The sequence below is a fragment of the Paenibacillus sp. G34 genome, assembly GCF_056856875.1.
The window spans coordinates 3,043,990-3,064,920 of the sequence record NZ_CM166469.1; the positions used below are offsets into that span (position 1 = coordinate 3,043,990).

Annotated in this window: 20 protein-coding genes; 14 read left to right on the plus strand and 6 right to left on the minus strand. The window is 44.7% G+C overall.

Features of this window, described 5'->3' with window-relative positions:
* Positions 1-196: 196 nt before the first annotated feature.
* The 3 genes from AC1VYS_RS13855 to AC1VYS_RS13865 all read left to right on the plus strand — a co-directional run bounded on the left by AC1VYS_RS13855 (position 197) and on the right by AC1VYS_RS13865 (position 3,556).
* The gene (locus AC1VYS_RS13855) at positions 197-1,186 is read left to right on the plus strand and encodes an SDR family NAD(P)-dependent oxidoreductase (RefSeq protein WP_482914742.1); all 990 of its coding nucleotides are present in this window, start codon (positions 197-199) and stop codon (positions 1,184-1,186) included.
* Positions 1,187-1,717: 531 nt separating this feature from the next.
* Entirely contained in the window at positions 1,718-2,611 is an 894-nt protein-coding gene (gene murB, locus AC1VYS_RS13860; protein ID WP_482914743.1) for a UDP-N-acetylmuramate dehydrogenase, read from the plus strand.
* Between the two features lie 225 nt (positions 2,612-2,836).
* Positions 2,837-3,556, plus strand: coding sequence for a hypothetical protein (locus AC1VYS_RS13865; RefSeq protein WP_482914744.1), 720 nt, complete (start codon positions 2,837-2,839; stop codon positions 3,554-3,556).
* Positions 3,557-3,578: 22 nt separating this feature from the next.
* Here AC1VYS_RS13865 and AC1VYS_RS13870 read toward each other — a convergent pair whose 3' ends face one another.
* Positions 3,579-4,349, minus strand: a complete 771-nt coding sequence (locus AC1VYS_RS13870) for a DUF817 domain-containing protein (RefSeq protein WP_482914745.1) — start codon at positions 4,347-4,349, stop codon at positions 3,579-3,581.
* A 237-nt stretch (positions 4,350-4,586) separates the two neighbouring features.
* On the opposite strand from AC1VYS_RS13870, the gene AC1VYS_RS13875 reads away from it, so the two are divergent.
* The 8 genes from AC1VYS_RS13875 (at position 4,587) to AC1VYS_RS13910 (ending at position 12,333) form a co-directional block, all read left to right on the plus strand.
* Positions 4,587-4,931, plus strand: a complete 345-nt coding sequence (locus tag AC1VYS_RS13875) for a YojF family protein (RefSeq protein WP_482914746.1) — start codon at positions 4,587-4,589, stop codon at positions 4,929-4,931.
* A 20-nt stretch (positions 4,932-4,951) separates the two neighbouring features.
* Positions 4,952-5,629 (plus strand): bacillithiol biosynthesis deacetylase BshB2, encoded by a 678-nt coding sequence (gene bshB2 / locus AC1VYS_RS13880; protein ID WP_482914747.1) that lies wholly within the window; start codon positions 4,952-4,954, stop codon positions 5,627-5,629.
* A 298-nt stretch (positions 5,630-5,927) separates the two neighbouring features.
* Complete coding sequence (locus tag AC1VYS_RS13885; protein WP_482914748.1) at positions 5,928-7,337, plus strand: right-handed parallel beta-helix repeat-containing protein; 1,410 nt, start codon at positions 5,928-5,930, stop codon at positions 7,335-7,337.
* Positions 7,334-7,936 (plus strand): nitrous oxide reductase accessory protein NosL, encoded by a 603-nt coding sequence (locus AC1VYS_RS13890; RefSeq protein ID WP_482914749.1) that lies wholly within the window; start codon positions 7,334-7,336, stop codon positions 7,934-7,936. Before AC1VYS_RS13885 ends, AC1VYS_RS13890 begins: the two co-directional genes overlap by 4 nt.
* 24 nt (positions 7,937-7,960) lie before the next feature.
* Positions 7,961-8,782 (plus strand): ABC transporter permease, encoded by an 822-nt coding sequence (locus AC1VYS_RS13895; RefSeq protein ID WP_482914750.1) that lies wholly within the window; start codon positions 7,961-7,963, stop codon positions 8,780-8,782.
* On the plus strand, positions 8,775-9,488 hold the full coding sequence (locus AC1VYS_RS13900; RefSeq protein WP_482914751.1) for an ABC transporter ATP-binding protein: 714 nt from the start codon (positions 8,775-8,777) through the stop codon (positions 9,486-9,488). Before AC1VYS_RS13895 ends, AC1VYS_RS13900 begins: the two co-directional genes overlap by 8 nt.
* Before the next feature lie 31 nt (positions 9,489-9,519).
* Positions 9,520-10,089, plus strand: coding sequence for a redoxin domain-containing protein (locus AC1VYS_RS13905; RefSeq protein ID WP_482934529.1), 570 nt, complete (start codon positions 9,520-9,522; stop codon positions 10,087-10,089).
* Positions 10,090-10,401: 312 nt separating this feature from the next.
* The gene (locus AC1VYS_RS13910; protein ID WP_482914753.1) at positions 10,402-12,333 is read left to right on the plus strand and encodes a fructose-1,6-bisphosphatase; all 1,932 of its coding nucleotides are present in this window, start codon (positions 10,402-10,404) and stop codon (positions 12,331-12,333) included.
* A gap of 252 nt (positions 12,334-12,585) precedes the next feature.
* Here AC1VYS_RS13910 and AC1VYS_RS13915 read toward each other — a convergent pair whose 3' ends face one another.
* The 3 genes from AC1VYS_RS13915 to metE form a co-directional block, all read right to left on the minus strand.
* Entirely contained in the window at positions 12,586-12,867 is a 282-nt protein-coding gene (locus AC1VYS_RS13915) for a GNAT family N-acetyltransferase (RefSeq protein ID WP_482914754.1), read from the minus strand.
* Positions 12,860-13,111, minus strand: a complete 252-nt coding sequence (locus AC1VYS_RS13920) for a (4Fe-4S)-binding protein (RefSeq protein ID WP_482934530.1) — start codon at positions 13,109-13,111, stop codon at positions 12,860-12,862. The genes AC1VYS_RS13915 and AC1VYS_RS13920 overlap by 8 nt, the downstream gene beginning before the upstream one ends.
* A gap of 317 nt (positions 13,112-13,428) precedes the next feature.
* Positions 13,429-15,726 (minus strand): 5-methyltetrahydropteroyltriglutamate--homocysteine S-methyltransferase, encoded by a 2,298-nt coding sequence (gene metE / locus AC1VYS_RS13925; RefSeq protein WP_482914756.1) that lies wholly within the window; start codon positions 15,724-15,726, stop codon positions 13,429-13,431.
* A 281-nt stretch (positions 15,727-16,007) separates the two neighbouring features.
* Here metE and AC1VYS_RS13930 point away from each other — a divergent pair, with 281 nt between their 5' ends.
* Positions 16,008-16,697 carry a hypothetical protein gene (locus AC1VYS_RS13930; RefSeq protein ID WP_482914757.1) on the plus strand — a complete coding sequence of 230 codons (690 nt, stop codon included), beginning with the start codon at positions 16,008-16,010 and terminating at the stop codon, positions 16,695-16,697.
* 144 nt (positions 16,698-16,841) lie between these two features.
* On the opposite strand, the gene AC1VYS_RS13935 is transcribed toward AC1VYS_RS13930, so the two are convergent.
* On the minus strand, positions 16,842-17,654 hold the full coding sequence (locus tag AC1VYS_RS13935) for an undecaprenyl-diphosphate phosphatase (protein WP_482914758.1): 813 nt from the start codon (positions 17,652-17,654) through the stop codon (positions 16,842-16,844).
* A gap of 336 nt (positions 17,655-17,990) precedes the next feature.
* Here AC1VYS_RS13935 and AC1VYS_RS13940 point away from each other — a divergent pair, with 336 nt between their 5' ends.
* Positions 17,991-19,031 carry an iron-hydroxamate ABC transporter substrate-binding protein gene (locus AC1VYS_RS13940; protein ID WP_482914759.1) on the plus strand — a complete coding sequence of 347 codons (1,041 nt, stop codon included), beginning with the start codon at positions 17,991-17,993 and terminating at the stop codon, positions 19,029-19,031.
* 133 nt (positions 19,032-19,164) lie between these two features.
* Here the strand turns inward: AC1VYS_RS13940 and AC1VYS_RS13945 are convergent, their stop codons facing one another.
* Positions 19,165-19,587, minus strand: a complete 423-nt coding sequence (locus AC1VYS_RS13945; protein WP_482914760.1) for a MerR family transcriptional regulator — start codon at positions 19,585-19,587, stop codon at positions 19,165-19,167.
* Between the two features lie 211 nt (positions 19,588-19,798).
* Between AC1VYS_RS13945 and AC1VYS_RS13950 the strand changes: the two genes are divergently transcribed.
* Positions 19,799-20,839: an NAD(P)-dependent alcohol dehydrogenase gene (locus AC1VYS_RS13950; RefSeq protein WP_482914761.1), complete on the plus strand. Its 1,041-nt coding sequence runs from the start codon at positions 19,799-19,801 to the stop codon at positions 20,837-20,839.
* The last annotated feature ends 92 nt before the right edge of the window (positions 20,840-20,931 follow it).

Genomic DNA, 20,931 nt, shown 5'->3' on the forward strand with positions numbered 1-20,931 from the left:
ATAAAGCTGCCGAATGGCGGCTTTTTTTGTTCATCCTGATTGGCGAATGAAGAATAATGGTGAATATGCAGGGCGGACGTTTAATGGGCATGATTTGACTTCGAGTTTACTCTAGGGTGTAGACTAATTGTTGAAGTCCCGACAGAAGTAAACACGAAATGTAGTTACAAGTGGGAGTATGAAGGAGTTGAGTTAGATGAACATAAACAAAGAGACAAGAACAGTGCAGCAGAACATAAATTCAGGTTTTGACAAGAAAAGCACAGCAGATGAGGTTTTACGCGGAATGGATCTGTCAGGGCGTCTCGCCGTAGTGACAGGTGGATATTCCGGTCTGGGACTGGAAACAACACGTGCATTGGCTCGAGCGGGAGCATATGTTGTTGTGACAGCGCGCAGACCAGATGTTGCGCGTGAGGCTTTGGCCGATCTTGAGAACGTGGAAGTGCACGAGCTTGATTTGGCTGACTTGTCCAGTGTCGCTGCATTTGCGGAACGTTTTCTTGCAAGTGCACGCACTATCGATATGTTAATCCTGAATGCAGGTATCATGGCCTGTCCAGAGACACGTATTGGTCCGGGATGGGAAGCGCAGTTTGCTACGAACCATCTGGGACATTTTGCGCTAACCAATCAATTGTGGCCTGCGCTGGTCAGTGAAGGTGGAGCCCGTGTTGTTTCGCTTTCCTCTGCAGGACATCATTTCTCACCAATCCGCTGGCATGATATTCATTTTGAACAGGGATACGAGAAGTTCCCGGCATACGGTCAGTCCAAAACAGCGATCAGCTTGTTCACGGTAGAACTCGACAGACTTGGCAAGCAGCATGGAGTTCGTGCATTTGCTGTACATCCGGGTGGAATCATGACTCCATTACAGCGTTATATGCCCAAAGATGAGATGGTTGCTCTCGGTTGGATTGATGAATCCGGCAACGTGGCTAATCCGGGGTTCAAATCACCGGAGCAGGGTGCAGCAACCCAGGTGTGGGCTGCGACTTCTCCCAAGCTTGAAGGCATGGGCGGTGTGTACTGCGAAGATTGCAACATCAGTGAGATGGCTCCCGAAGATGGCGGTTTTTACGGCGTGAAGCCATATGCGATTGATGCAGAACAGGCGGAGCGCCTATGGGCTTTATCTGCGGAATTGACAAAGACGGATATTCCGGATAACGATCGTGGATGAAGCGGACTTCTATTCAGAAGATAGAGAAGTTTAAGAATATGTGTTAGAATGTTCAAGCGCTGCGGGTGATAAATCCGCAGCGCTATTGCTTTTTTTGATGCCGTACAATCTGAAAATGGTTGTTCATTTAGAATTTAACGTGTATTCAAGTACCTATTCAGTAAACAGGCGAATATCATTATAGTAATACGTTTGAATTTCATCAGTCTGTAAAGGGAAATATAAGGAAATATAAGTTGAACTATTTATTTACACATGAACGAAGAGGACAGAAAAAACCTGAAAAAGCAAAGCGGTAGCCTAAAAGCTTTCTGTAAGAAAGCTACATCGTAAGCATAAGCTCAGCGGATTTTTTCCTTTGGAAAAGGGAATCAAAAAAATCTGGGGATAACAGCGATTGGAAGGTTATTCTGTCATCGGAGTGGATAGTGTAAATTCTTTGGTTCAACTTATATAGATTGTCATTGGAGTGTGTTTCGATTTACAATGTAGGAATCATGTTCTTTTTGAAGAACGCAGGGAGAGAAAATCATGAATATTTTTGAAAGTCACATACCTAACGAAAAAGTAAAATTTAATGAACCGCTAAAAAATCATACGTTTATCCAAATTGGAGGCAAGGCCGATATCCTCGTGCATCCTACGACGGTAGAGGAGATCACCAAAGTGGTTGAAATTGCGAACAGCCATCAGTTGCCGCTGACTGTCATCGGTAAAGGCTCTAACGTAATTATTAAGGACGGAGGCATCCGGGGTGTCACCATTTCGCTCAGCCGCTTCGATCAGATCGAAGTCCATGGTACACGCATGTTGGCGCAAAGTGGTTCCGATATTATTGACGTATCTAGAGCTGCCCTGGAACATAGCCTAACCGGTATGGAGTTCGCCTGTGGCATTCCTGGCAGTACAGGGGGCGCTCTTTATATGAACGCCGGCGCTTACGGTGGTCAGATCGCGGATGTCATTGAAAAGGCGACCGTTATTACCCGTGAAGGCAATGTTGTTGTTATCCCGCGCGAAGAGATGAAGCTGAGCTACCGCAACAGTCTCTTTAAGATGGATCATTATATTATTTTGGATGCCGAGTTTACGCTTAGCGAAGGTAACCAAGAGGAAATCTCCAGCAAGATGAAGGAATTAACGTTCCTGAGAGAATCGAAGCAGCCTTTGGAATACCCTTCTTGCGGAAGTGTATTCAAACGTCCGGAAGGACATTTTGCCGGCAAACTAATTCAGGATTGTCAGCTACAGGGCACTCGTATTGGTGGAGCAGAAATCTCAACCAAACACGCAGGATTTATCGTGAATGTGGATCACGCCACTGCCAAGGATTATGAGGATCTGATTCAGTTTATTCAGAAAAAGGTGTGGGATACGTTCCAAGTGGAATTAGAAACTGAAGTGATATTCCTTGGAGAATATTAATTCAGGGATACGACATGTGAAGAATGGAGCATTAGGGCATGTGTAAAGCATGCCTCAGGCGTGACTATGCCTCGTTAATAAGATGGAGCCGCCATATGGCGGCTTTTTTGCCTTTCAGTATAGTTATTGAAAAAATGATTATGATAAATTATGGTAATATTAGATGGGTTTTTATGTTATATTATTAATTTATAATTTATGCATTTCGAATAAGGAGGCTTCAACATGAGCAAAAAAAAGGGAAACATTTTTAAGATTATAGTCGCAACGATAGCGATCTTAGCGCTCTCTGTGATATCGGTATACACATATATGTACATAAAAGAAAGACCGGGTGGTCTGGCGGATCAGACATTGTCCAAAGCTATGGGGCTGGACGAAACCATGTCGATTCCGATCGGCAACACGCCGGAGGATGCAGTGGAACAATTCAGGACTTCATCCCATAATGTCCATGTAGTTCATCAGGAGCCTGTGGACGACGATATGATCGTGTTTACGCAGAGAACAAACAGCGAAGCATCAAGTAACTTGCAGCTGGAGTACGTACGGAAAAATAATTTTGGCTGGAAGTGGGTGTGGGGCGGAGGTTATGGAATAGGAGATGTAGATCCGTCTGAGTATGCATTGTATTATATGAACTTACCGAAGCTTGACGGGATAGATGCTCCTTTTCCAATGGTGTTTGGTACAATCGAGCATCCGGGTATCCAGCGTGTAACTGCTGAAACAGAACAGAACGGCTCCATGTCCGTAACGGAAGCCAAGTTGATCAAAACAGATATGGAAGAGTATGTCTGGTTTGTGATGCTGCCTTCATCAGAGGGTACACCCTATACAATTAAAGTATATGATGAAGAGGGGAAACAAGTTGGCAGCAAACAAAATGAAATGCTAAACGATAGCGGATCACTGACGCTTGGGAAAAGGTCAGCTTCGATGTGATCCGCACGTGGTCTTCTTGAAATTATTTTGTTGTGCGATTGGCTTTCACGTATTTGAGCTGTGCAACGATGATTACACTGATAATGACCAGCAGAAACCATGAACTGATCTTGCTGAAGCTCACCAGTTGCCAGCTATCATGTTGATCCGGATATTTCCACCCATTGAAGAAGGTAGCGATATTTTCTGCCAGCCAGATAAAGAATCCTACGATAATGAAAGCAAGAGACAATGGCATACGATAGGTTGTCAGGCGTACTCGGTAGATAATCCACGTTTTCCAGAAGACAACAAAGACAAGGGCTGTCAGCCACCAGCGAAAATCCGGTATAAAGTGGTGCGTGAAAAAATTAAGATAGATCGCTGCGCCGAGTAACATGGAGGGAACCATGCCCGGCCAGTCGGTCATATCCATACGCAGTCTTCGCCAGATCTGACACATGAAGCTGGCTACACTGGCGTACATAAATCCGCTGTACAGCGGGACGCCAAATATTTTGCTGTATGCGGGCTCCGGGTAAGACCATGATCCCATATGTACTTTGTAAATTTCGAGTAAGAGACCGATTACGTGGAATACACAAATAACCTTGATCTCGTCCAACGTTTCCAGTCCAGTTCGAAACATCAAATATTGAACAGCAAGCAGAATAAGCAGGATTGCATCATAGCGCTGGATATAAGGAAAAGGAATGATCGTTGAAAGAGCCAGTGTACCAAAAATGGCTACGGGAAAAATGCAACTCATGGCTTGATGATAGCCAAAATGTAATAACTGAATGATTGATTTCATCGGAGCAACTCCTTCTGACGACACTTCTGATCTCGAGTATATGGAGAGTGGATTGATTACTTCTATTAATCTAATCGATTTTGCACCATTTGAAAAATAGAAATAAATGCGAAAGAAAGTTCATGTTTTAGAGGACAAATTCCTGTCATTCTATGCATCGAAGCAGCTTTAAATGTATATTCCTTGTTGCATATGATAAAATGGAATTCATACTTTACATGAAACAGGGAGGCCGTCATGCAACTGATACAACCACAAGATATTCAGCTTCGGCTAGATCGCCTTGTTAATCAGGATGTATACATGCATCTTGAGATGACAACGGGTGCTTACGCTCAACATTACGATAGTTCACGGCATCCAGCTTCGGCTTTTATCACCAATGCGTCCATTCGATACACACAGGGCTCGATATCAGGTGAGGGACCTTACCGTGTCGGTCTGAAGACGACAGATGGTTGGGTGTATGCTGAAGGACTTACACATATTGATGAGCAGGAACAAGAAAGACTGATTATGGCCGGCCATGACAGCCAAGGCAAACTGGTTGTCGCATTACAGCTGAGCCGGGAGAAGTTCTAATGGGAGCGGAGGAACAACATATGACAAAGAACGCACATGATGAGCACCAACGCATCCTGGTGGTTTATCCCCATCCAGACGACGAAGCATTCTCCGTATCGGGCACGTTAGCCAAATACATTGATTCTGGAGCACATGTTACATATGCATGTCTGACTTTGGGTGAGATGGGGCGTAACATGGGTATACCGCCGTTTGCGAACCGCGTGACCCTGCCATCCATCCGCAAAGACGAGCTTATTGAAGCGGCTAGTGCGATTGGTATTCAAGATTTAAGGATGCTTGGTTTTCATGATAAAATGGTAGAGTTCGAAGACCCTCAATTGCTGGATGGCAGCATTATGGCTCTTCTTGAGGAGATTAAGCCATCGCTGGTCTTTACATTCTATCCTGGATACAGTGTTCACCCCGATCATGATGCAACAGGAGCCGCGGTGATCAGGGCTGTTAGCCGCCTACCGCTGGAAGAGCGTCCTCTCGTTCACTGTGTAGCTTTTTCTAATAATCATGAGCAGCATATTGGCAAGCCAGATGTCACTGTAGATGTCTCTCCATTTTTGGAGCAAAAGCTGGCCTCGATTCGTGCCCACCGCTCGCAGTTTCAAGCAGCAGAGCTGCTTGGTAATCGCAAGCTGAATGACGAAGAACTTCAAGCACGCTTTGGGCGCGAACGCTTCTGGACCTATTCATTTGCATAAACTGAACATGTCATGTTTAAAGTCGCCAATTTGGCGGCTTTTTTTCATTCAATCACAATTTGGACACAAAAGAAAGCAAGCTATAGCCTGATGGGGCTATATGGGAAATTTATCATTTTCGATACACTGTGTGAAGGACTGGGATAACGCATTCATGTAACACCAAAAAGAAGGAACGGAGGGAAGTGGTGATGAGATGGATGAAAAATGCAGAGGAATTGGGGGCTTATACATTCTGAACGTGATTGATCGATGGAAGAACAAAAATAGGAAGAAAAACAAGAATACAAATAAAAATATGAATACTAATATGAACACGAATAAAGGATTCAGTTTCAGTAAACTAACACTGGTTGCTCTCCTCGTGATCGGATTTGGACTGCTTCCCGCAATTCAAAGAGATGTGGCTGCAACTGGAGTAAATGAAGAAAAGCAATTGGTTCCGCTTCAGCCCATCATAGATCAAGCGGATGCCGGAGCAGAGATTCATCTTGAACCTGGTCGATATTCAGGCCCGGTTGTCATCTCTAAACCGCTCACGCTGATTGGGGATGTCATGGTTACCATCGATAATGAACAGGAACAAGCTGCAATTTCCATTCAGGCGGAAGGTGTGAAACTGAAAGGGTTTACCATTGAACATAACGGTCGTCAGCCAGCCGCTGCCGTACAGATTACGGGCGGCAATAACGAGGTTACTGAACTTACGATTCGTACCAAAGGGGCTGGCTTGCTTCTACGTAAGGCAACATCTGCTACGATCCGAAATAATACAATTGTATGGGCAGGGTCAAGCACGGCCTCCAGCAGCCAAAAAGGCAACGGGATCGATCTCTACAATTCTGCTAACAGCAGGATTGAAGGGAATGAGATTCGGGGCGTGCTCGATGGAATCTATCTGGAAAACAGCCGAAATGCAGTGGTGGACGAAAATCATTTTATCGAAACTAGGTATGGCATTCACTGCATGTATATCGATGGATCATCTGTTACGAATAACATAGGAGAAGGAAACATGACAGGTGCCATGATTATGGGTGTGAAAAATACGGTTGTGTCAGGAAATACCTTCCGCAAACAAAGTTCAAATGTTCATTCCCAAGGGATTTTGCTCTATGACGTGCATCAGTCCAAGATCCGCAGCAATACAGTGGAGGGCAATCGTGTAGGCATGAATATCGCTGAATCTACGGAAAATGAGATCGATGACAACAACTTAATCCGTAATTTCGTTGGAATCCAGATGGTGCTCGCTGAGGGAAATCAATTTACGCAAAATCGATTTGTTTCCAACGTTATTGATGCTTCGACAATGGACAGCAAGGATAATATTTTGAAGGAAAACTATTGGGATTCCTTTCAGGGATTGGATCTGAATCAGGATGGGATCAGTGAGCTTTCCTATTCGCTCAACCCGTTTTACGAACAAGTAATAAGCAGAAATGCAGCGTACCAGCTATTTTTTCAATCACCGGGTATGGTCTTTCTAAGTGACTTGCATTCGGAAGGGAAAAACAACTGGACAACAGACGAATCACCGCAGATGAGCATCGAGAAGAAGCATACTGATGTTTCAGCAACATCCGGAACTTTCGGGACAGATAGAACAAATGTGGGAACCTGGTCTAGTCCGGTTATGATAATTGGTTTACTTTTACTTGGTTTGTCTACTAGTACGATGATCTATATGGGGGTATGGAGAAAATGAATAAACGATGGATTATAACGATCATGTTGCTCTTAGGTACAGTGATGTTAACGGCATGTGGACAGAAGTATGCAGCTGTGCCGATTAACGAGGACGTGGATATCTGTGCGATCTGTAACATGCAGGTAAAGGATGATGCGTTTGCCACACAGCTTACAACGAAGGACGGTAAAAACTTCAAGTTCGATGACCTTGGCTGCATGAATGAATGGAAAAAAGAAAATGGCACAGACAACATTGGCATGGACTATGTGCGTGATTATAACGATAAGGAATGGATCGAATTCAATAAAGCGACCTATGTATATGACCCTTCACTCAGAACACCTATGGCGTATGGCATTGTTAACTTCAAGGATAAAGCTTCTGCCGAGGCATTCGTGGACGAGCAGGGTGTAGGCAAGGTTATGACTGCGGATGAACTTGCTTCTCATGATTGGACTCAGAATACGGATAACATGAATATGGACGGAGACGGGCACGGACACGGTCACGATGAGGGCGGGACGGATCAAGGCTCAGAGCATGATAAGGATCAAGATACGAGCGATGATATGCACCAAGAAGGTGAATCGAAAGAAGGATCAAGCAGTCACTGATGCTGACAAGGAATGGTGAATTCAATGTCTGATATGATACAAATTGTGAAGAGAGAGTTGAAAACGGGATTCCGCAATCCTTGGGCGTATTCGTTTCTAGTCCTTTTTTGTACATTTAGCTTAAGTTTATTGCTTCTCAATGCACAGAATCCGGTACAAGGATACTCGGGCACGACAGGCTCGATGCTGAATCTGATTCTTTATCTGTTACCTCTAATGACCTTGTTCTTGGGTTCTTTCTCGTTGACCGCTGAAAAGGAGGACGGCAGTTGGCAACTGTTATCGACCTACCCTATCGGAACGTTATCCTTTATTACAGGTAAATATGTTGGACTAGCAGCTGTATTACTGGCGATTGTAACCTTTGGATATGGTCTGATGGGAGTTGTCAGCGGTTTACTCGGTAATCCAATCGATTTGTTGACCTATCTTTTGTTCTTGGCCTTTTCCTGCGGAATTGTGCTGTTATTCCTAAGTGTTGCATTGCTGATCGGCTCACTGTCTCGCAATCGCTGGCAAGCTTTAACGATTTCCGTATCGATCTGGTTCTTTGCCGTTATAGGCTGGCCTACATTATTACTTGCGATATTAGGGCTAATGCCGTACCTCTGGATAAAACCTTTGCTGGTGGTGTTAACCTTTTTGAACCCGGCTGAATTGGTACGGCTGTTTATTGTGATCAAACTCGGTGGCGGTTCTATACTGGGGCCTGAGTATTATCAATGGGTAACGTGGGTGCAACAGCCGAGCGGCAGTGCCATATTTATTGGAATGTGCTTGTTATGGGTAAGCTTCTCTATCCTCATTGTCTACGCCATCTGGGAAAGGGGGCGCTCTCGTGCTTGAATCGGAAGTTATTGTGAACGGACTAGGTAAACAAATCAAAAAACAAACCATCGTCGAAGAAATCTCCTTTCATCTTGGTTCCGGTCAGGTACTTGCCGTATGTGGAGGTAATGGTGCAGGCAAAAGTACCTTGCTTCGTATGCTTGCAGGCATTCTTCGGCCAACGTCAGGGGAGATTGTGATAAATAACGTCCGCTGGTCACAGGATCGCAAACGGTACGCAAATCAGATCGGATATATGCCGGATGACTATCAGTTCAGCCAAGGGCTTACGGCCGAGGAAGTTTTATTATTCTGGGCCTCTCTGCGTAAACTTCCCCGAGAGAGGGTGGAGGAAGTGCTAGTGATGGTTGGACTGGGCGAGCAAAAACATAAACGGGTGACCACCTTCTCCAAAGGCATGAGACAGCGTGTATTGTTTGCTCAGGCGATGCTTGCAAAGCCTGCTCTTCTGATCATGGACGAGCCTACCAATGGACTGGACCCCTTCTGGATGCAGGAGTTCGTACATTTGCTGAGAGGGATCAAACAGGAAGGGCATATGGTTGTGTTCTCCACCCATCAGCTTGAAGTGGCGAATGACATTGCAGATCAGGTGATGTTTATGAATCAAGGTTGTAATGTCGGGGAAGGCACCGTAGAAGATATTCGAAATCAGTATGGTTCACTTCATGCTGCTTTTCATCAGAGTCTGGGAATAAAGTGAAGGTGATTTCATGCAAAACAAGATGCAGAGAATGGATAGGAACAGTGGGCTAAAAGACGGACAGAAGAAGGGTTCGAAAATAAAACGGATTTTTACGATGTTGATTGCACTGGCGGCATTGGCTACAGGCGTATGGGCCGTGCTGGCGAATCTATCGAACTCTGATGCGAAGAGCAGCAATCCGATCAGGGCAGGTGCTGAGGCTCCTAACTTTACAGCGGTCAACTCCAAAGGGGAGCAAGTCCAGTTGTCTGATTACCGGGGCAAAGCCGTGATGATTAACTTCTGGGCATCCTGGTGTACGCCTTGTGTGAGGGAAATGCCCTTGGTTCATGAGCTTGCGCAGCAAAACCAAAATAACGTGGAGACACTGTTTGTTAACGTGGGGGAGAGCAAGGGCACAATTAACGAGTTTATGAACCGTCACCAATTTGATTTTCCGGTGATCATTGACGCAACCGGCAAGGTATCCAAGCTGTACCGTATCACTGGCCTGCCAGCCACAATGGTTATTGACCAAGCGGGACAGTTTAGCCATATTTTGCTCGGTGAACTGACGGAGGATATTCCTTTACAGCAATGGCTGGAGGAAAGGTTGTAACTGTTGATGTTGAGACTCCGTATGGTGTGAAAATGAGATTACGCCTCCTTACATCAGTTCAAGAAACCCAGGTCCGAGAGAGACTCTGGGTTTCTTTTCGTATGCACTACATAGTAATCCAATATCTAAATTAACTCCAGAACGTTGTCTCAATCTAATCTCTATCCAAATTCATTCGATGAAATTTGTTCATAGTTGATGAACTGGAGTATGATTAGGGAGGACAACGCTGATAATCATAAAAGTAAAAGTCCCTTGGAAATTTACTATAAAATCAATACCACATAACTTCTTTGAAGGGGGACATCTGTTTTGGATGAGCAGTTTCTAGATTTATTGGCCCAACAATATGATACTGAAGAAAAAATCATCACCGAGATCATCAACCTTGAAGCGATCTCCAATCTCCCAAAGGGAACCGAGCATTTTGTCAGTGATTTGCATGGGGAGTTCCAGGCTTTTCAGCACGTACTACGGAACGGCTCAGGTACCGTCAAAGAAAAAATCAAGGAATTGTTCCGGGAGATATGGACGGATCAGGAAATTAATGATTTTGCAGCGTTGGTTTATTATCCGGAAGAAAAAATACAGCTGGTTATAGGAGAACTGAGCAATAAAACGGCTCTAAACCAGTGGTATAGACAAACGATTGAACACATGCTGAAGCTTATTTCTTATGCCTCTTCCAAGTATACGCGCTCGAAATTGCGTAAAGCTCTGCCGGAGCAGTATGTATATATTGTAGAGGAGCTTTTATACAAGACGGATTCGACCAACAATAAGGATCCTTATTACGAGGAAATATATCGGCAAATTATATCCTTGGGCCAAGCGGACAAGCTCATTATTGGCCTTGCTTATACGACCCAGCGCCTGGTGGTTGACCATCTTCATGTGGTTGGAGATATTTATGACCGGGGTCCGGACCCCGATAAAATTATGGATACGCTAATCCATTACCATTCTGTAGACATTCAGTGGGGGAACCATGATGTCCTCTGGATCGGTGCGTACGCGGGTTCTCTGGTCTGCCTTGCGAATATTATCCGAATCTGTGCCAGATACGACAATCTGGACATTATAGAAGATGTATATGGAATCAATCTGCGCCCGCTGCTAAACTTGGCGGAGAAATACTATGAAGACAATCTGCCCTTCAGACCTAAGCTGCAGACTGGCCATAATGTATCGGAGCAGGAAATTCTGCAGATTACCAAAATCCATCAAGCCATTGCCATGATACAGTTTAAACTTGAAAGCCCGATTATCAAGAGACGCGCATACTTTAATATGTCTGAAAGACTTTTGCTGGAACAGATTGATTACGACAAAAACGAAATCACGATCTGCGGAAAAACGTACCAGTTGAAAAACACCTGTTTTACAACCGTAAATCCGCAAAAGCCTGAACAATTACTGGAGGAAGAACGCCAAGTGATGGAGAAACTGTTGTTCTCCGTTCAGCATTCCGAAAAGCTGGCCAGACATATGAATTTCCTCATGAAAAAGGGAAGCCTTTATTTAAAATACAATGGAAATTTGTTAATCCACGGCTGTATTCCTATGGATGAAGAAGGAAATATGGAAGAAATGCAGATTGAAGACAAGACATATGCGGGACGTCAATTGCTTGATGTTTTTGAAGATTATTTACGTTACGCCTTTGCCCATCCGGAAGAGACAGAAGATCTGGCGACGGATATGGTATGGTATATCTGGACAGGAGAATGTTCATCACTCTTTGGCAAGAGAGAAATGACGACTTTCGAACGTTATTTTATACAAGAAAAAGAAGCACATAAGGAGAGAAAAAATCCTTATTACCATTTACGTGAAAATGAAGAGATCTGTCGAAGAATCTTGCAGGAGTTTGATATGAATCCGGATCATGGACATGTCATTAACGGCCACACGCCAGTCAAAGAAATCAGTGGAGAGAGCCCTGTGAAAGCCAACGGAAAAATGATCGTGATTGACGGCGGTTTTTCCAAAGCCTATCAATCCACCACCGGTATTGCGGGATATACCTTGCTTTACAACTCTTTTGGCATGCAACTCGTCGCCCATCAAAAATTCAATTCAAAAGAAGATGTGTTATGCAACGGAACGGACGTATTGTCTGTAAAAAGACTGGTGGACAAAGAACTGGAACGGAAACTGGTGAAGGAAACCAATGTGGGGGAGAAGCTGCTTCAGAAAATCTCAAACTTGAAGGAACTCCTAGACTACCGCTACATGAAATGAGAATAAATGCAAAAGTACAAAAAGCCCCTTGCTAGGAGGACTTTTGTACTTTTTTTCTACACTTATGTAAATCAACTGCCAATATTAGGGCGTGTCCGAAAACGCTGAAGAAAGCAGATTTTGCCGAATTTTCGTTCCAATCAAGGAAGTTTCCCGCAGGCGTGCCGGGACACGTCAAGGGAAAGTGACGTAGCAGGGGGCGAAAGGAGGGTAAGAGATGCAATTCAGCAGGTTTCAAGACACGCCCTAGTATCATTGATGGAGAACGTCTGCATATTCAGAGATACGCTCGAAACGTCCCTTGGCAAAAGGACATAAAGGTAGAATCTTAATACCGTTTTCCCGCGCGTATTCCACTATAGCTTTGATAAGCTCATCGCCAAGCCCTTGTCCTCGGTATGCATTTTCGACCAATGTGTGATCAATAATGTACAATTCTGGACTTGAGATTACATAGGTCATCACCGCAGCAATGTCGCCGTGATCTTGAATCAGAAATCTTTTATTGGCAACTTCATGTTCTACATTATGCATGTTCATCCTCTTTCTTTGTTGTGAATTCATCATTCAGAAGCTTATACGTCAATGCTCCGCTTGGACATGTGTCAATATGCCGGGCAATAGCCTCCGAAGTGTCACCGTCGGGATCAACCCAAGGACGTTTGCTCAAATCAAAAACAGCAGGGAGGCCCTTTACGCAGATACCGGAATGAATGCATACATCCGAATTAAACATGACCTCGATATCTTTACCGTAGTATAATTTCTCCTTACCCATCATCTCTTCACATCTTTCACTTTAGAGTTAGAATTTTTATACAGATCGCTCACCCATGCACTCATGGAAATCATGCCTGCCGGGCTCTCGATGTTCGAATTATAATGACGAATCATGTATTAGTCAACGTGACGAATGACCTAATACGTGGATGTAATACTGATTTTAAACGTGATCACTTTAAAAAGCCGGAATCCTGCATGATACAGGATTCCGGCTTATAAGTGTTTTTATTAGAGCAAAACAGCGACTATACAGACTAGTTAATCTGTTATTGAAACGTCCGTATAAATCATCAGTTGTTCAGTTCAGTGTATCTAGTTTAGAACAGGAGTAGCCTTATACTTCGCCCGTGCAATCCGGGTAGCATCTACCATGTTTCTTAGTGAAGCCACGGTTTCTTCCTGTCCGCGGGTTTTCAGACCGCAGTCCGGATTGATCCAGAACAGCTTCGGATCAAGCACACGCAAAGCGCGGTCAATCATGTTACTCATTTCTTCGACGCTTGGTACACGCGGGCTATGGATGTCGTATACGCCAAGTCCAATACCGAGCTCATACGTATTCTCTTCAAAGCTATGAATCAACTCCCCATGGCTACGCGATGTTTCAATGGAGATCACATCGGCATCCATTGCTTCGATCGAATCGATCATATCGTGGAATTCGCAATAGCACATGTGAGTATGAATTTGGGTGGTTTCCTGTACGGTGCAAGTCGTAATGCGGAACGCTTTAACTGCCCAATCCAGGTAATTGGCTTGTTTATTCTCCTTGAGCGGCAGGCCCTCACGGACGGCAGGTTCATCCACTTGAATCATGCCGATGCCTGCTTTTTCGAGCGCTTCAACCTCTTGTCTGAGTGCGTATGCCAATTGATAAGCGATGGTTTCCCGTTCAATATCATCCCGTACAAAGGACCAGTTCATGATGGTGATCGGGCCTGTCAACATGCCTTTAACAGGGCGGTCTGTCTTGGACTGTGCATACTTCGTTTCCTCAACCGTCATTTCACCTACAAATTCAACATCTCCAAAAATAACAGGTGGTTTCACGCAACGTGATCCGTAGGACTGTACCCAGCCATATTGCGTAAAGGCAAAGCCAGCCAGCTTTTCACCGAAAAATTCAACCATGTCCGTGCGTTCAAACTCACCATGAACGAGTACATCAATGCCGATCTCTTCTTGAATATTAATCCAGCTGTCGATCTGATCACGGATAAAGGAAGCGTATTGTTCGTTGCTTAGTTCGTTTTTACGCCATTGTTGGCGAGCTTTTCGAACCTCCGTGGATTGCGGGAAACTGCCAATCGTTGTTGTGGGGAACAATGGCAATTGCCATTTCTGCTGCTGGGCTACATGACGTTCGGCAAATGCACGTGAGCGGTTAGGCTCTTGTATACGGATGGAAGCAACGGCATCCTGAACGGCTTTGCGGTTACGATCTCCGGAGCTTTGCAATGCCAGTAGTTTTAGCTCGGCTTCTTTAATTTTAGCGGTGATGTCTGCATCGGTAGTGCTGAGTGCTTGGGTCAAAATAACGATCTCATCCAGCTTTTCATCCGCAAATGCAAGCGCATCTTTGAGTTCAGCAGCAAGTTTCGCTTCACGCGCTGTTGTCACAGGTACATGCAGCAAGCTGCAGGAGGACTGCACAATTAACCTTTCAGGTGTAACGAGAGAAGTAAGCGTTTGGAGTAATGTCAGCTTGTCCTGAAGGGATGCTTTCCAGATGCCGCGTCCATCAATGATGCCTGCTCCAAGCACTTTGTCTGCCGGAAAACCGTTCGTTCGAATGGATTGCAAGTTACCTTCCAGTCCATGTACAAAATCAAGTCCGATGCCTTGCACCGGCAATTGAATGATTTCATTATAGTTTTCGACGGATTCAAAGTAAGTCTGGAGCAAGATATTCAAACCCGGAACAGCGGATGTAAATGCTGAATAAATTTTGTTCAAGCGTTGTAGATCCGCATCATTCAATTTGGTTACGAGCACCGGCTCATCGATCTGTACCCACTGTACGCCAGCATCTGCAAGTTCTTGCAAGACCTGAGTGTAGAGTGGAAGCAACTGATCCAGCCAAGCGTCCGTTTCGGAGGCATCATAACCTTTGGAGAGCTTCAGGAAGGTCAGCGGTCCAACGATGACCGGTTTACCTTCAATGCCGAGCTGCTCTTTGGCTTCAAGGTATGCGATCAGCGGTTTATTCTCGGTTAAAATCGGTGAAGCATCATTCAGTTCAGGTACAATATAATGATAGTTCGTATTGAACCATTTGGTCATTTCACTGGCTGCGGCATCTTTCGTCCCACGGGCGATGCCGTAATAGGTGGAGAGTGGCACAGCGCCTCCAGTATAAGCGAAGCGTTTTGGCACAATACCAAACATAACGGCTGTATCCAATATATGATCATAATAACTGAAGTCGTTCACTGGGATCAGATCGATTCCTTTGCCTTGCTGCTTACGCAAGTGATCTAAACGAATTTCTTGTAATCTTGAGTGTAGTTCGTTTTCTTGTATTTTTCCTGACCAGAAGGCCTCAAGTGCTTTTTTCCATTCCCGATCGGCTCCGATTCGTGGATACCCCAATACGCTGCTTTTTGTCATTTGCCATAACCCCTCTGCAATGTGTTAACAACAAGTTATCACAGAAACATGGCTATTAAGTAATTCCATTAAATTATATCCAGCTATAGCTATGGACTATAACACGAGAAGACTAACAAGATTGAGAAGTGGGGACAAGGGAGTTAATAGGGAGGTTTGATAGGGATGGTGAATTAAAGCAGTGGGCGCCTTAAAAGAAGATCATCTGGTCTGAAAGTAGACATAGGAGTGTTCCAATGGTTAACTAAGTTTATGGCAAGAAGGAAGGGAAGGCGGCAATCGTGAATCTGTTTTATGTGCAGTCGATTGTAGGTGGAGTCAGTAATGTGAAAAGTTTTCTGGAGGATAACTATATTGGCATCCCTTGGTCAGCGCTTGGCGATCTGGAGCAGGCATCAACGGAAGAATTACGTAGACTGTTGGAGCAACGCTATGGGATTGTTGCGGATGAATCAGGGGAGGTTATGGAGACGATCCAGCTGTTTGCAAACGGGATGAGTGATGGGGATTATGTTGTGATTAAGGATGAGGATTGGATGTATGTCGGAGACCTCGGCGATTATTATTATGACGACTCCATTGGCAGAAGCGACGACTTAATTTGCCACCGCAGGGGCGTAACCTGGCTTGGACGGCTACCGCTGGAGGAGATCAATGAACATATGCAAAATTTGCTCCACGAACCAAACGTAGTTGCCCAATTCAGGTTACCTGTAAAGCAGGCAAGGCTGGATCAAGCACTTAGGGAGAATAGCGATGCAGCGGGGAATGTTGGGACAGCATTAAACCAAGAAACTCAGCCCGTAGCACCAGAATTATTCAAAACGCTAACACAGGATCACACACCTCCACGAGTCGAGCAATCCACGATTGAGAGCGCGCTGCAAGTACTTCAAGAGGCACTGATGAGCAAAGATGAAGAACTGCGTGTACAAGCCGCAATTGCAATTTTGCAATATGCCAAACCGTAAGCTCAGCATCAAAGTGGAGTGTAGGGACTAGTAAGAGTAAAAGCTATTACCGAGCGAATGAAAGGAAACCAGCGGATAAAACGAATTACAAGCACAAAGGGACAACCGTCATGGTTGTCCCTTTGCTGTGTATAGAGAATCTTTTTATAAAAAGATAAGTAACAATGTTCCTGCCGCAAAGCAGTAATATGAAAAATACTTCAGATTGCCTCGGGCCATAATGCCCATAAACCATCTCATCGAGAAATAAGTAACAATCAGCGTCGTGATAAACGCGATCAGGTAAGGAATAGCCAGCTGTGCACGGTTAGGATCATGCGCTATATCTGAAGCACCCATAATCACACCGCCGATACTGATCGGGATGTAGAGCATAAAGGAGAACTTTAACGCCGTTTCCTGTTTCATACCGACCGCAATGGACGAAATAACGGTAGCACCCGAACGGCTGATACCCGGAATAAGCGCAACGGCCTGAGCGAGTCCAACCAGCACAGCATCCTTCATCTTCAAATCACCGTCCTGTTTGCGGCCTCGCAGATTACGAATAAGCCAGAGTGCTACACCTGTAATTAACAGGGCCACTGCAACCGTATAAACGGATGAGAAGATGCTCTCAATTTTATCTTTGAACAGCACAGCAGCAACGGCTGCTGGAATCGTACCAATGACGATATATAAGCAAAACATAAAGTCTGCCCGATATTCCGGTTTACGAGTTGTTAAGTAACCCCATCCACCGGTAATCAGCTTCATGATGTCTTCCCGAAAAATAAAAACAATGGCAATTAATGAAGCGGTGTTCGTCAAAATTTCAAATGAAAGGCCATTTTGCTTCAGCCCCATTAGTCGCTGGGCAATAATTAAATGGCCGCTGGAAGAAACTGGAATCGGCTCCGTTGCCCCTTGAACAATGCCCAAAAAAAAGTACTTTAACCACAGTATAATCTGATCCATCTTGTCCTCCTTGAAACATTTCTCTACAATCTCTAAAATCATGTTCTTCCATACTCTAAAATCATGTTTTAAACCATACTCTAAAAATCATTCTCTTTGTTAAATCTCTCTATCCACTCTAATGATGATAGCCTGTTCACTTACTAGATGGCAAGTTTGGAATGAAATTGTCAGAGAAAATGGGACATACCTTCTCATTATTCACTTAATAGACGAAGTTTAGAATGGAATATATTAAACATGTATTGTCAAAAAGCTAGAGTCGTGATATCGTTGATAACGATTATCAATATCATTTGAGGTATAGAATCCAATACATTAAAGGTGGGGTTATTTTTGCGTAGCACAAAACGAAGTTCAATATGGATCATGATGGCGCTTGTGTTCATGCTGATCTTGAGTGCATGTGGTCAGTCTGCTTCAAATACAGCTAAAGATGGGGCGGAAAAGACCACTGTATCATCCGATGCGGGAAGCAAAACCAGTAACAATTCAGATGATACGACAGACACGGGAGCAGGTGCAGAAGAAGAGATGGTTTCATTTGCGTCTGACGCTGGTGAAGTGAAAGTGCCGAAAAATCCTAAACGGATTGTGGATCTGACTGCCTTTTCTACGGGATACTTTGTAGCACTGGATGCTCCAGTGGTGGGGGCAACTACAGGCGCGATGAACAACAAATACATCAAAGAGCAGCTTGTTGCACAAGGAACAACAGATTTAGGTGATCAGCCCCCAACGCCGGAGCAACTGCTGGCTCTGAAACCGGATCTTATTATTGTGTATACAGGTTCAGAAGGCATCGACAAGCTGTCTCAAATTGCACCTGTAGTTCAGATCGAGTACGGTAAACGTAATTACAAAGACTTGATGCTGGAGATGGGCAAACTTACCGACAAAGAAGATGCAGCTAAGGCTTGGATAAGCAAGTGGGAAGCTCAGATAAACGAGTTGAAACCGAAGGTAGAAGCAGCTGTAGGCAAGCGTACCGTATCTATTCTGAATCCGTATGACAAAGGGGTGTATGTCTTTGGGCATAACTATGGCCGTGGAGGAGAGATTATTTACGGCGAGTTGGGACTTAAGGCTCCGGCCAAGGCTCAGGCAGAAGCGATTGACAGCGGCACAGGCTGGGCTTCCATCTCGGTTGAAGTACTGCCGGATTATGCAGGGGATATTATTTTCACCAGCCCGTGGTCCGGAGACACGAGTGATTCCAAAAAGATTTACGAAAATAAGCTATGGAAGAACCTCCCGGCTGTCAAAGCCAATCATGTATTCCAGCTAGATCCATCGTCTGATACTTATAACGATCCGGTATCGTTGGAAGGACAGCTTAAATTTATTACGGATAGTTTGCTTTCGGCATCCAAGTAGTTTCGGGCAGGCAGACTGTATTTAAGAGCAAATTGAACAAAGCAAAAAAAAGAGGCTCTCACCGTCTAGGTGTGAGCCTCTTTGCATGGATCGAGATCATTCAAATGTCAGACGATGAGTCCTTACTGTGGCTCTAGGTGCTTGCTGCATGTTCAGGCTTAGGAGCCAGTGCAGTTTTATGAATGTTCTCCGTACCGGCTTCAATGGCCTGCTGATAATAACTGCGCTTATGCTCAATAACGGCCATTGTTCTCCGGAGTTCTTCCATTTGAGCCTCGACGCTTGCTTTGCGCTCGGTAAACATGTCATACCTCTGATGCAAGGTTGCATCACCTTCCGAGCACCAGGCTATGAATTCCCGGATATCCTTGATCGGCATTCCGGTAGCTTTCAGACATTGGATTATTTTCAGAAAATCAATATCGGAGTCCTTGAATTGTCTCGTTCCGGTCGAATTACGTTCCACAAAGGGCATGAGTCCCTCTTTGTCATAATAGCGCAATGTATACACAGTCAGATCCAATTTTTTAGCGACTTCACTAATGGAATATGTCATATCGAATTTGTTCCTTTCAATTCTAGATCAGATCAAGATTAAAGTCGGTAAGCTGCATGGCATTCGCTGATGCGAGTGAATTCTATCATGCGGTCAGGAGAGATGTCAAAACGAGCAATTTTTTAAAAAAAGTAGAGCAAAACATTTGACCTAGAGTTAACTATAGGGCGTAAGATAAAGAGGATTCCAAAATCATGAGGAGGTTATCATATTGATTACAGCTAAAGCCAGAGCCGTGGATGGACCCGATCAAGCCTTCCGTTCCGCAGAAATTAACCGCCGTGATCTGGATACCACGGATGTATTAATTGAGATCAAGTTTGCCGGCATCTGCCACTCGGATATTCATACAGCCCATGGGGAGTGGGGGCCTGTCAATTATCCGCTCGTACCGGGCCACGAAATTGCCGGGATTGTGACCGAAGTAGGTAGTGGTGTAACAAAATATAAAGTAGGCGACCGAGTAGGCGTTGGATGTATGGTCGACTCTTGCGGCGAATGTGAGAATTGCCGTAAAGGAGAAGAGCAGTACTGCCTGAAAGGTAACATTCCAACGTATGCAGGAGTAGACAAATACGGTGAGCCGACCCAAGGCGGTTATTCCACACATATCGTGGTAACCGAGAATTTTGTAGTGCGCATTCCTGACAATATTGAGCTGGATGCCGCTGCACCGTTGCTATGTGCCGGGATTACAACCTATTCTCCACTACATCACTGGGGCGCTGGCCCGGGTAAGAAAGTCGCAGTCGTAGGGATGGGTGGCCTTGGTCATATGGCGGTTAAAATCGCACATGCGATGGGAGCTGAGGTTACTGTTCTTTCTCAATCCCTGAGTAAAAAGCAAGACGGATTGCAGTTTGGAGCAGACCACTACTACGCAACAAGCGAACCGGAAACATTCGAAAAGCTGGCAGGCTCGTTAGACCTGATCATTAACACAGTAAGTGCCAGCATTGATATCAATGCTTATTTCTCGCTGCTCAAGTTGGACGGCACACTCGTTAATGTAGGGGCTCCGCCTGAGCCACTCCCCGTCAACGCATTCTCGCTGATCGGACATCGTCGTTCATTCGCCGGTTCCATGATTGGCGGCATACGTGAGACACAAGAAATGCTTGATTTCTGTGCCGAGCATGATATTACACCTAGCATTGAAGTCATTTCGGCAGATCAGATTGATGAAGCTTATAAACGTGTGCTCGCTTCAGATGTAAAATATCGCTTTGTTATTGATACAAGCACTATTTAATAGAGCAGAGGGGAAGGGAGTTCAGTTAACGCCTTCGCCTTTGAATAAATAAAACTGATGCATCAGCAAGTAGCCCCTATTTCCGCATAAGG